Genomic DNA, 11,510 nt, shown 5'->3' with positions numbered 1-11,510 from the left:
GCGAGCAACATCATGTTTTAAAAAAAGCTTCGAAACTTCCAAGCCAGTGCAAATGCCACTAATAGCAATCCGATGAGCCAAAGATTGGGGAATGCCCATGCGCTCCATTTTTCTGTGCTTTCCTGCTGCAGCGTTTTTACGCGGCTAGCGCTGCTGTTTGTAGAAGCCCCCTGTTTATTACTTATCTTTACCTGAGATTCCAGCATGGCCAACTGCCCCTTTTGACCGATCAAACCACTATCGGGATGAAAGCGAAAACTGCTATCCGTCAAAAAAAGCCAATGCCGCGATTGGCTATCTCTCTGTCCGCTGTACCAAATATCGAGTTGCTGCTTGTATTTTGACTGCGTTTGTTCTTCCCGCAGAGCTTCTTTCCGCTCGCTTTGATAAAGTTTACAGGAACAAAATAACAAGAAGACTATAGGAAAAAACAACCGTTTGTACATGTACATTTCCATATCCCCTCCCCTCAATCCAGCCAATTTGAAAAAGTATAAATGATAGCCAAAGGACGCCGCTTGCACAACACACGATTGTCCACATTCCCTTCCACAGTCACGATCCAATTGCCCTCCTTTTTTCGCACAATCCCCACATGGTTGATACGTTGGTGGCTGGAGCTATAGATCGCGAAAAGATCTGCCTGGCGTACACTCCCCTGCCCGATCTGCTGGTCTGTATAACGCCGGGCCATTGGAAAAAGTGCCGGACTCCAGGCATTGCGCGGAACAGCAAGGCCCGCCTGGCCATAACACCAGGAGACAAAAGCCGCACACCAGGCATGGCCCTTTCCAAGACCAGTATACGCTAGGTATTCCTCGACCCGTATGCCATCGTTATTGCCTCCGGCTTCCTGCACACCAATTTCGTGTACCGCAATATCGACAATGCGTTCGCGTACACCCGTGCTGGCGCAGCATTTTACTGATTTGTCATTTCCATGCACCACTGCGGAAGCGGTGCCTAGGGGCTTAGCATTGTTGCCTGTCAGTATATGGCCGCCTACAGCAGTATTGCCAAAACGGCTAAGAACGAGAACAACGACAGAAAGAAAACCGAAAAATAGATAATGCATTGTTGCCATGATGTCAATTGATTAAAGTGAAAACTAAATTCCTGACGGAAAAACTTAAAAGGCTGCCACAGTATTTCCTGGAGCCAGCAGCAGCAATAAATAGCCACCGCGCCAGCCAATACGGCAAAGAGCAGCACGGAGAGGACACCAAGATCCAATATTCCCGCTGTGGGATCGATCGCCTGTAGCAAAAGCCCTGCTGAAATAAAAAATATGAGGAGACCTACCAGTACAATGCCAAGCACCTGTCTTCCTGTTAGCGGCCAATAGATATCCTCGATATCCGAGACCAGTTGTTTTTGTATGGATTCCATTTATTTTGTATTTAATTTGTTAATAGTAAATGGGATTCAGGATGAAAGGGAGGTGCTCTTAAAAGAACAGCCTCCCTTGATGCAGATGCAGCTAGTTCAACACAAACTCCCCTAAATATTGGCTCGTTGAAGTGATCAGCCCATCCCGATGGATATTAAAAGACCAGCCCACTATTTTCTTTCCTGTATAGCTATCCGGCAGCACGATATCTATCGCTGCGTCCGATCTCGTCGCACCTTCATATGCAAAAAAGAGGTTGTCCGCTTCATCGTACAGAATGACCAGCACCTGATCGTCATCAAAGGCATTAAAACGATTGTTGATCGGATCCCAGGTCAGGTTTAGCACCCGAGGCGCCACCTCACCTACAACTAAGCCAACCAAAGCTGCCAGACTGCCACTGGCAATTTTGACTGCCGCGAAGTCTATCGTAAAATCCGGGTAGTTGCCCCGAAAAGCATGATTGATCAGCTGTTGAAAGGCCGCATTATAGCCTGTTTTGTTCCTTAGCTTGCTGTCTGAAAACCCAAGCATCAGGATATCTTTGATGGACTTGAGAAAACTGGTCGTCATCCCAAACTTCATCCGCTGTGCCAGCTGCGCTTCTGACGAAGCCTTGCTACTCTTTTTTGGTAACGAACGTACATAATCTATTCCTCGCCATGAACTTCCGACGACATTCCCAACTTTTCCGCTATAGGATCCGTGAATCCCTTTTACAAATCTTGCCATGTTATTATTTTTTTAAATTGTTAAACCCTAAAGTGGCGCTGCAGGCAGCCACTACTTTGATATCATGGTACTAAGGTAAAGCGGTGTATGAAAGGAATTTGCTTTATGGCGCCATCTGACGCCACTTGACTGAAAATGCCATTTCCGACGACATCAAATCCAGCATTTTGATGGAAAACGTTGTGCTTTTCGAGCGATCTTCATACAGACTCGCCTGCTTTTGAATTGATCGTTATTTACCTGCTTGAGGTTAATTTGAGACCATTTGTAGGTTAATTAGTTAGCATTAAGGCCAGGTAATGGCTTGTAAGTTGCCGTAAAAAAGCTAACTATAGGCAAGCAATAGGCAAAGAAACAGCAACCAAACAGCAAAGAAAGACCAATGAATAAGCAAACAAATGGCAAAGAATAAGCAAGGAAATGGTATAGGGTAAGCAAACAGATAACAGAGAAATACCATAGAATAGGCAACCGAGGGGCGGTCTAATCCCAACGTAATCCCAAAGAGGAAGCAGCGACTAGCTTGGTTCACTTCGTGCACTCGAAATAAAAAGGCCAATCTTTTCCCAAAGATCAGCCTTAGAAAACAATGTTAGATCATACCTCGATTTATGCTTCGCTTAATCGCATCCTGGAGGTCCTGTTCGCGGTAATAATGCTTGTTGCCCAGGCAAATGGGTTTGAGTACTCCCGATTTTACCCAGCGGTTGTACGTACGTTCGGAGATCCCGAGGCGTGATACCACAGCCATACGAGTCATCAGTTCGTCCACATTCCAGCCTATCTGCGTTCCTTCATTTGGCATGATTTGGTAGGCTGTGCAGGACAGCTTGTCGTTAATTTCTCGCAGCAATTGTACGATTTCATTCAATTGTAACATAAATTATTGCATTGATTGATGCCATGAAATGGCGCAGCCCTACCGGTTTTTATTTATTATTCTGTCTATAGACTTCATATTGATGCCGAAAATTATCTTTATAAGAGCGGGTCACCGTAATAGGGAAACCATTTCTTGGTTTGACAAAATGAAGTTCACCTGAACGCAAGAGGTCAATTTTGGAAAGATTGACCAAGGTATTTATCCGGGGGCGGGCAAACATGGCTGCTGGAAGGTTAGCCTGCAGTCCTCCTAAGCTTCCTTTAACTTGATACTTATCTTTTTCCAAATAAATATCGATTATATCGTTGTCTACTTGCGCATAAAAAATCTGGTCAACGTCTATTTGAATCGTATCGTTATTGAGATCTTTCATCGTTAAACTTTTCACTTCTCTACTTTGTTCCTGCAATTTCTTATCCACCTTTTCGACCACATCTTCCATTTTGGCCTTCAATACATTGAAACTGATCTTTTTACTGAAATAGGTGTAAAAACCAGCCTCATTTGCCTTAAATACATAATCTGTATGTGCTGAACAGGCAACCATGACAGGAGGATTGGGGATCAAACTGGCCAATTTGATCCCATCAATCTCCTTATCGCCAAGATCCATACCTAGCATCAACACATCGACCTCATTTTCTTTTAGGTAGTTGAGGGCTTCTATGGGCTTTTGAACAATTTTTATGTCGTCATTGATAAAAGGAAGTTCCTTCAATGACATTAAAATATACACCAACGAGTCTGGATTATCATCAACGATCAATAGTCTATAATTTAACTTATCCATGCGATTTCATTAAAACAAAGGTTTTATAATTTAAAAAGGTTTAGAAAAATAAATTTACCTAAAATATTTATTTAATTTCAATATAAACAAAAATATTATTAATTGAGACTCAAAACAGGAAGGTGAAATTACGACAAACAGAAAATTACAGGATTGCCGCTGAAAATACCATGTTTTTTTCGGTTACGTATGTCCTTCACATAGCCGACATCAATTGGGTTAATTAAGGGAGTGATTTCTTTCGCAAAAGCACACTCCCCATTCGGTATAGGGCTGCATATCTATACCTCTTCACATTTAATCACATGTTGACTCCATTTCATCGTATCGTTTGTTGAACCATTTTCTGGCCTTGGGCTGTACCTTCCCCGGCCAGAAATTTTAAAACTCTCTATTGGATCCAATGGCAACAAAGATGTCGTCAAAGAAAAATGATTTCAAAAAAAAATGTACATACAGTACAAATGGTCAACTGCAAGACAACGACAGCATAAATCTGTCAGGTGCAATCTGAAAATGTCATCTACCCTACACTTTGGTTATTTGCATGAAAAATACCGTTATGTACCATTTTATTTGGTCTTTACAGTAGATCTTCATAAAATCATATAATAACTAGTTGTTAGTAGATGAAAAAAACCTTCAAAATTGTATTCAGTAAAGAATATAAGCGCGTTGATGATCCTCCACATCCATTAAGTTACCCCATTCGCCATGCCAAGGAGAGGCATTGGCGATCCATACACAATCAGATCAGCGAACAAACTTTTGACGGCCGATATGCCTATCTCTACGCATACGAGTACTGGATCAACGAGTCGACCGATCTGACGATTGAGGTTTACATGCACGATCTTCATGTCATCTATCCGCTATTGGACGAGGTGCAGATTTGTGGGGAAAGGCTGGATCAGGCATTCCGTTTCGAGCTGTCTCCCTCTCAGGGGACTTATTTTTACGTTGCGGCAGGCCATTATCGTTTACATTTACCTACTGGCCATCATATACTGGTTGGCTTTGTTGTGGATGCCGGTATGTTCAGGCCGCCGGCCATTCAACAATTTTCATTTCTCAAACACCTGGTTCAGGCAAAAAAAGAGGGGTCAACAACTTCGCTCAAAAGTGTGGGTTTTCGTGTGGGCCCCATTACTGTCAAATACCTGTGTATCCTCTTCAGCATACTCAACCCCAATACGCTCAACAACGAGCATATTCTCCTCAAACATCTGATTTTTCTGATCGATCTAAGCCGGTTCAAGCTTCTGGGTGACACTGACATAAACAATCATCTTGCAGTGCGTTGCCGACAGCTACTGGATATTATGATCCTGCAGCGCGGTGCTCAAGCGCTGATCAAAGAAGTAGCTGCAGTGTTTCTGACAGACGCGCAACAGCTCAGCCGCGAATTCCACAAATTTTACGGTATCCGTATGAAGGACTACCGCAACCTGCTGCTTCTCGATTATATTGAGCAGCTTATTGTGGAGCACGATAAGCTGGGCACTACTGCTCATGAAGTCGGATTTAGTGGCCCGAGCGAAATGAACCGATTTATTAAAAAGATGACCGGTTTGACGAGCGCTCTGTTTAAACAAAAACTCGAACAAAATACGCGATAAAAAATCAAACTAAATCGACTTTCTTATGAATTTTATAGAAAGAAAAACACTGGATGTTAATACTACCCATGCCATCCTTCAAGACGCTTACGATGCTTTGCCGCAGCTGATGAGCCTGTTGGCGCCTGGCGGTTGGGAGGAAAGCAGCTTTCATCAGGAACTCATGGACAGCCGGCAGCTATTTTATGACTGTTATCTGGAAAGTGATAGCGCAAGTGTATGGGAGACAGACCCCTCCTCTGATGTTAGCGCGCATGTGGATCAGCCCGAAGAAAAATTAAGCCTTGATGATTATTTATACATCTGCTTTCCACCGATTGGCTACGATTACTTAGAGCTATTTTACTTAATTTCCTGCATGCTCACTGAAATCACTTTTGTCAGTAACCTCTATCGAAATCATGACGGCGACATGTATTATTTCGATGAAATGACAATGGAAGATCTGGTGATCCAATTGGCGCATGAGAATGGAGAAATTGATAAAAACTGGGCGAATTTGATGGTATTTACCTTTTCGCCGCCCTACATGGAGGCGATGGAACTGCACTATTGTCTGGAGGTATTATTTCGGATTTTGCTAAAACATGGCTTTCAGCTCGATTATTGGCACAATGAGATTTTACAAGTTGTCGATCTTCAAAACGTATATCAAGAACTATTATTCAGTAACCTCGACTCCCATGAAAAAGAGCAGCGGCGTGAATCGGTTAAAGCAGATATCAATGCTATACTCCGTACCTACGATAGCTCGACGATTGATCCGCTCGACCTACCGACCATCATCGAAATGTTTAACCTGCGCGAAGTGTGCGCCATCGTGCTCGCCTACCTCCATACCTATGGTGAATTTCCAAAGGGATATCCTTATTTATTGACCGAATATCAAGGCTATCTATAAATTGCCCTTATCAAACTTGGCCTATCGATCAATCAAGTTTGGCCTAACGCGAGGGTGAGATCAGGTAGTAATTTAGTGTTGTAAAGTTTTTCAAGCAAAAAAACTTTACTGCTACCGATACGATGAATTGGAGGCAAATATTTACAAACCAAACTAAACATACGATGTATGAAAAAAATTAAAAAAATGGTATTGTCTCTTCTGGGAGGAGGCGCTACCGCAGGAGCGATTGCTTTAGTGTTAATGTCAGCAGGCTTAAAAAAGGAAGAAACCAACAAACTTGCTGACCTTCATTGGTTCGAGGTGACTCCATCCGGAAACTTTGGTTCTGCCATTCCTACTGGTGAAGATGGATTACCACAGCTTCAATGTACAAGCACAATTCCTACGACACTTTGTGCTGTTGGGCTTACGGACGAACAAGTAGATGGCATGGGCAATCCGGAAATCTCATCCCCAAATGATGCAGATAATAGTAACAAACGTTATAAAGATGAACAATAAGATTTTATAACGAATATCTGCAATTCAGCCTAGTAAATTTACTAGGCTGATTTTTTAGTTTAGTTATTTTCATATCCGCCAAAATCAATCGCTGCTTTCGGAAATGGAAAAACAAAACGTTTATCCATAGGCTTCAATTCAAACGCCTGTCCATTCAAATTACGAATGATTTTGATATTATCTTTATCAAAGATGTTATACCTTCTGATGTCACTCCATCGGATTCCTCTGAATACTAATTCCTTCCTTCGTTCCTCTTTAATCTTCGCCAATAACTGTTGTTGATTATCTAAACCGAGTACAATATTATTATTTCGATACCGATTCGTTAATACATTAAGCAGATCCGCTTTTCCAGCAGCAATATTTTTAAGCCTCACATTAGATTCGGCACGGATTAAAAACAGCTCAGCAGTAGTGATACCTCCAAAAAGTATGGCGCTTCCAGCAAATGACCCTTTAAACGTATATCTATCGCCAGAAGTCTTAAAATAAGCAATCTTCCGTAGGTCATCATTTTCGTACTGTTGATACAATTCTTCCGAGACGAGCGCATTACTTTGCGTCATCCCTGCGGAGGAATAGAGCGTAGCGTGAAAAATCACCTCCTTGTTAAACATGGCAAATGGAAAACTTGCCGTCAAGTTTAATTCATTTAAATCCTGTAATTCATGCTGCAAATTAAGACATAAATCTGCGTATTTAAAGCTATTAGCGTAATCTCCCATTTGTAGATACACTTTGGCAAGCATCGCATACACTGCGGCTTTAGATGGCCGGGTTTTTACCGAGACAGTAGCCGGCAACAATACAGCCGCTGTCTGCAAATCGTCAAGCATCTGCTTGTAAGTAGCCGACAATGTACATCGATCTACATGGATATTCAGATCCGAAGTCAATCTAATCGGCAGACCGAGATCGGCTTCAGCCAATTGTGGCTCGTATTGCTTGCAAAACTCCTGCGCCAGCTGGTAGTAGCACGATCCGCGGTAGAATAAAGCTCCGCCTTTGGCATTATCAAAATCATTACGCTCAGCTACGTTTACCTTGTTCTGATTTAAAGACGACAGGCCATCCAGTACTACATTGGCAATATATATCTTACGGAATCCCTCTGTCCAGTCCACAAATTCGTCATTTATGACCTCCAATTCATCGGACCAAATATAGGTATACTTATAGAGGTTCGTGAGATTCTGCCAACGTGGAAAAAGTATTTCATAATCATCACCTGCATATTCCCCCATAATCGGTTGCCCCGCATTTAATACCGATGCGTTATCCAATAGCGCCTGATAATCTTTCACGGTCGAGGGTACATTTTTCCGTTTATCGTACTTCGCATCTAGAAAATCTTTCTTGCAGGATAGTAATAAAAAGAGACTAGCTATCACCAGAAAGCATATGGTTGTTAGAAATTTCATGTTTATCTATTTATTTTATTATAAAACATCTATTTGGGTTTATTAAAAATTTGCCTGCAGTCCAAAAGAATAACTTGGTCGGGCAAGAATGACCGTGGTCGGATAATCAGGATCTAGACCCTGTTTATTTTTACGCCATAAGATTCCCAAATTGGCGCAGTACATATTGAAGCGCAATGAGCGAATACCAAACCGATTTAATTGTTTACCGCTAAAATCATAGCCCAATTGTATATCCTGCAGCCGTATATGATCACCTTTTTCGACCAGCTCGGGCGACCGTTCAAAGATTAGCGCACGATTGATATCATTGAACTGCTTGGGAAAAGAAGGGATTTGGCTGATTAGTTCATCACCAGGCTGCTGCCATCTTTTCTCATAATCCTGATGACCGGCTCCATTGTAAAAAAGGTTGTAATAATTGATTGAATTCCTGCGGAAGTAATAACCCATCTTAAATGTCAGATTGAAACTAAAGGAAAATTGATCATAAGAAAAACTATTTCTCAAGCTCCCGAACACCGGAGCGCTCTGTGGGCCATGGTAAATAAGATCATCCAAGCCTAACGAATTTATATAGGCTGTATATTCCTTACCAATCGTATTGTTATAGTTCACTAGCGGGTCACCCGTGCTCGGCTCCAATCCTTCCCATGCAAAACTGTATAGACCATAGCGTGGCCTGCCCAAAATCGGGGGGCTATAAGTTGTAAAATAAGTAGCAAGATTGGTATTTGTTGTTTTGAAATCCGTGACTTTATCGCGTACAAAAGATAGGAGCAGTTCCGAATTCCATTTAACTCTACCTGTGAGATTACGTGTATTCAATTTAATATCCGCCCCCTTTGTTTCCATTGCGGCATAGTTGGTTTTCATGGCCGGATTGCTGCCCATAAAATAGCCTAATGTAGGATCTATGGCCACCTGCCCGATCAGATCGGAAGACTTCTTTTGGTAGTAATCAACATTTAGACTGACCCTATTTTCAAGAAACGAAACATCAAGCCCTAGATTCGTCTGTTTCACCTTTTCCCAGCGCAGCGAAGGATTTGCCGGGCTTGATATCGTGCCTTGTAATAATCCCGTAGTTGAATTATTGGCATAAGACACGGTCGTAAAGGTCGATACCGATTTATTGACATTGCCACTTTCACCATAAGATGCACGCAGGCGAAGTGAAGGCAACCAGGAAAGACGATAAAAATGCTCCTTATCGATCTCCCATAGCCCTCCCACCGACCATAAGGGAACTCCACGCTGATTGGTCGAGACACCAAACAAGTTTGACTCGTCTTTACGGATACTGGCATTAAGCGTGTAGCGATCAAGGTAAGAATAGGTCGCATTTGCGTAATAAGAGACAAAGCGGTCCAGATAATCCAACATTCCGGAGGGCGGTGCAGGCAGCAGGCTTGTTGTACCCCGCGGGCGTGTAGGGTATCGGTTAACAAAATCCAGTCGCGTAACCGAACTGACCACATCCGGATCAAACCCATACAAGGTTGAAAAACTACGGGTCATACGGGACTGTCTCACATCCAGACCCGTTATCGCTGTCAGGGCATGATCATTCCACTTTTGGCTATAATTAAGCTGAGCCCGATAAGCATGCGAAACCGTACGGTCATACGTATCCCGAAGCTCGTTTCCGTTGGGATAGATCCGGGTACCATCTGCCTGCGTATAGGTATTGACATAGTTACGGACATAATAGCTATCCTTGTCATAATCTATCCGCCCATTATCATCCAGCTTTTGGTACTGATAATTGAGATCGAGTGACAATGGCGCAAAGATCCGATACCGCAGCCCCGCATTCCATCTGATGGCGTTATTTTCTAGTTGATTTTTCACCAGATTTAATTCATCCAGTGGACGGTACGCCCAGTCCAGCAAACCCTCGTTTAGCGCATTTTCGGTGACAAAGGGCCTATAGTTTTTGATGATCGGCAGGGCATTCCCGTCCCTATCGGCAAACTGCGCATAAGGATATAATTGTTTGCCTGTAACCTGCTGTATTGCGCCATATTCCAAGCCATTGTTATCCGAGAGGCTCTTTATCAAATTTATTTCTGTAGAAAACTCCAAATCCTTGGTCAACTTGATGTTATTCATTGCCCGCAGGGTGATCCGTTGATAGCCACTTCCACGGACATCAGCCAAGTTTTTATCAAAGCCACCCGATACCACATACTTAAATCTCTCCGTACCACCATTCATCCCAAGGCTATACTGTTGATTGATCCGGTTACGATAGAAATATTTCTCATAATCATTGCGTACATCCAATTCAGCCCATTTATCCAATTGTGCAGCTACTTCATTCGGATCTATGCCCTTGTCCTTTGCCTGTTGCAGATATTCAACCACAGGGCTTAGCGCATTGAGGTTGGACGGTGCCGTATTATAAAAACCCTGATCAAATAGCAACCGCTCCACATCAATAAACGAGCGTGATGCCAAATAATTCTGATTTTTAAACAGGTCGGGCTTGGGGCTATAAGAGAGATTGGCCGAAAAGGAAATAGCATTCCCTTGATTATAACGTCCTTTTTTCGTTGTGATGACAATAACCCCATTTCCAGCTCTTGCACCCCAAATGGCCGACGCCGAAGCATCCTTCAGAACTGTAATGCTCTCCACATCATTGGGATTGATACTGGCTAGGTCCCCTTCATAAGGAAAATTGTCGAGTACAATCAGCGGAGCCATATCCGATTCAATTGTACTCAGTCCCCTCACATTGAGGTTTAGAGGTTTACCGTTCGCGACAAGTGATGTCGGCTGGGATACGGGGATATTATCCATTCTTCGGTCAAATAGAAGCCCCGATGTGACACCCTCCAACCTTGCGATGACATCAGTGCCGATAGCTCGGTTCAGCAATGCACTATCGATAACCACAAAAGAACCGGGCACCTTACTTTTTCGAAAAGACTGATACCCCGTATTCACAGTCACCTCGTCGAGCATGGTATTATTTTCAGTTAAATGGATCGTATTAATCGCTGATGATAGCCAAAGCGTTTTTGATCTGAAACCCATTGAGCGAACAATGACATGCAAGGAATCTTTTAGTGTCAGCGTGATGGCACCATTTTCATCAGCCTTTAAAGAAGTCTTAGCATTCAAAAGATCCATTGTGGCATGCGCAATAGGCCTATGATCAGTTTCAGAAAGTATCCGAATTTGATGTTTTGACTGTGCATAGCTGCGACCAAAGTTTATCAGCAGCATACACAGTATGCAAATTATAGTTTTCATAAA

11 protein-coding genes are annotated in these 11,510 nt (G+C 42.7%); 3 read left to right on the top strand and 8 right to left on the bottom strand.

Going from position 1 to position 11,510, the window contains the following annotated elements; translation table 11 throughout:
- Positions 1-17 precede the first annotated feature (17 nt).
- From B2107_RS06715 to B2107_RS06690, 6 genes are all read right to left on the bottom strand, one after another.
- Entirely contained in the window at positions 18-482 is a 465-nt protein-coding gene (locus tag B2107_RS06715) for a hypothetical protein (RefSeq protein ID WP_293954286.1), read from the bottom strand.
- On the bottom strand, positions 470-1,084 hold the full coding sequence (locus tag B2107_RS06710) for a CHAP domain-containing protein (protein WP_293954284.1): 615 nt from the start codon (positions 1,082-1,084) through the stop codon (positions 470-472). Before B2107_RS06710 ends, B2107_RS06715 begins: the two co-directional genes overlap by 13 nt.
- A complete protein-coding gene (locus tag B2107_RS06705; RefSeq protein WP_293954282.1) occupies positions 1,003-1,389 on the bottom strand; it encodes a hypothetical protein in 387 nt (128 codons plus the stop codon). Before B2107_RS06705 ends, B2107_RS06710 begins: the two co-directional genes overlap by 82 nt.
- Positions 1,390-1,480: 91 nt before the next feature.
- Positions 1,481-2,122: a DUF6266 family protein gene (locus B2107_RS06700; protein ID WP_293954280.1), complete on the bottom strand. Its 642-nt coding sequence runs from the start codon at positions 2,120-2,122 to the stop codon at positions 1,481-1,483.
- Between the two features lie 592 nt (positions 2,123-2,714).
- Positions 2,715-3,002 (bottom strand): helix-turn-helix domain-containing protein, encoded by a 288-nt coding sequence (locus tag B2107_RS06695; protein WP_293954278.1) that lies wholly within the window; start codon positions 3,000-3,002, stop codon positions 2,715-2,717.
- 49 nt (positions 3,003-3,051) lie between these two features.
- Positions 3,052-3,795, bottom strand: coding sequence for a LytR/AlgR family response regulator transcription factor (locus B2107_RS06690; protein ID WP_293954276.1), 744 nt, complete (start codon positions 3,793-3,795; stop codon positions 3,052-3,054).
- A 629-nt stretch (positions 3,796-4,424) separates the two neighbouring features.
- Here B2107_RS06690 and B2107_RS06685 point away from each other — a divergent pair.
- From B2107_RS06685 to B2107_RS06675, 3 genes are all read left to right on the top strand, one after another.
- Entirely contained in the window at positions 4,425-5,414 is a 990-nt protein-coding gene (locus tag B2107_RS06685) for a helix-turn-helix domain-containing protein (RefSeq protein WP_293954274.1), read from the top strand.
- 25 nt (positions 5,415-5,439) lie between these two features.
- Complete coding sequence (locus tag B2107_RS06680; protein WP_293954272.1) at positions 5,440-6,315, top strand: hypothetical protein; 876 nt, start codon at positions 5,440-5,442, stop codon at positions 6,313-6,315.
- Between the two features lie 186 nt (positions 6,316-6,501).
- The gene (locus B2107_RS06675) at positions 6,502-6,819 is read left to right on the top strand and encodes a hypothetical protein (protein WP_293939383.1); all 318 of its coding nucleotides are present in this window, start codon (positions 6,502-6,504) and stop codon (positions 6,817-6,819) included.
- A gap of 59 nt (positions 6,820-6,878) precedes the next feature.
- Here the strand turns inward: B2107_RS06675 and B2107_RS06670 are convergent, their stop codons facing one another.
- Complete coding sequence (locus tag B2107_RS06670) at positions 6,879-8,243, bottom strand: RagB/SusD family nutrient uptake outer membrane protein (RefSeq protein WP_293954270.1); 1,365 nt, start codon at positions 8,241-8,243, stop codon at positions 6,879-6,881.
- A gap of 42 nt (positions 8,244-8,285) precedes the next feature.
- A complete protein-coding gene (locus B2107_RS06665) occupies positions 8,286-11,507 on the bottom strand; it encodes a SusC/RagA family TonB-linked outer membrane protein (protein WP_293954268.1) in 3,222 nt (1,073 codons plus the stop codon).
- Positions 11,508-11,510: the final 3 nt, after the last annotated feature.

The organism is Sphingobacterium sp. UBA7855 (genome assembly GCA_002500745.1).
Taxonomy (GTDB): domain Bacteria; phylum Bacteroidota; class Bacteroidia; order Sphingobacteriales; family Sphingobacteriaceae; genus Sphingobacterium.
The sequence above is the reverse complement of the archived record's forward strand: the minus strand, read 5'-3'. Positions and strand labels throughout refer to the sequence as shown.

Excerpts from the sequence above, each read along its gene's own strand:
- B2107_RS06680 (WP_293954272.1), top strand. The coding sequence starts at position 5,440 with ATGAATTTTATAGAAAGAAAAACACTGGATGTTAATACTACCCATGCC.
- B2107_RS06665 (WP_293954268.1), bottom strand. The coding sequence starts at position 11,507 with ATGAAAACTATAATTTGCATACTGTGTATGCTGCTGATAAACTTTGGT.
- B2107_RS06690 (WP_293954276.1), bottom strand. The coding sequence starts at position 3,795 with ATGGATAAGTTAAATTATAGACTATTGATCGTTGATGATAATCCAGAC.
- B2107_RS06710 (WP_293954284.1), bottom strand. The coding sequence starts at position 1,084 with ATGGCAACAATGCATTATCTATTTTTCGGTTTTCTTTCTGTCGTTGTT.
- B2107_RS06705 (WP_293954282.1), bottom strand. The coding sequence starts at position 1,389 with ATGGAATCCATACAAAAACAACTGGTCTCGGATATCGAGGATATCTAT.
- B2107_RS06685 (WP_293954274.1), top strand. The coding sequence starts at position 4,425 with ATGAAAAAAACCTTCAAAATTGTATTCAGTAAAGAATATAAGCGCGTT.
- B2107_RS06670 (WP_293954270.1), bottom strand. The coding sequence starts at position 8,243 with ATGAAATTTCTAACAACCATATGCTTTCTGGTGATAGCTAGTCTCTTT.
- B2107_RS06675 (WP_293939383.1), top strand. The coding sequence starts at position 6,502 with ATGGTATTGTCTCTTCTGGGAGGAGGCGCTACCGCAGGAGCGATTGCT.
- B2107_RS06695 (WP_293954278.1), bottom strand. The coding sequence starts at position 3,002 with ATGTTACAATTGAATGAAATCGTACAATTGCTGCGAGAAATTAACGAC.
- B2107_RS06700 (WP_293954280.1), bottom strand. The coding sequence starts at position 2,122 with ATGGCAAGATTTGTAAAAGGGATTCACGGATCCTATAGCGGAAAAGTT.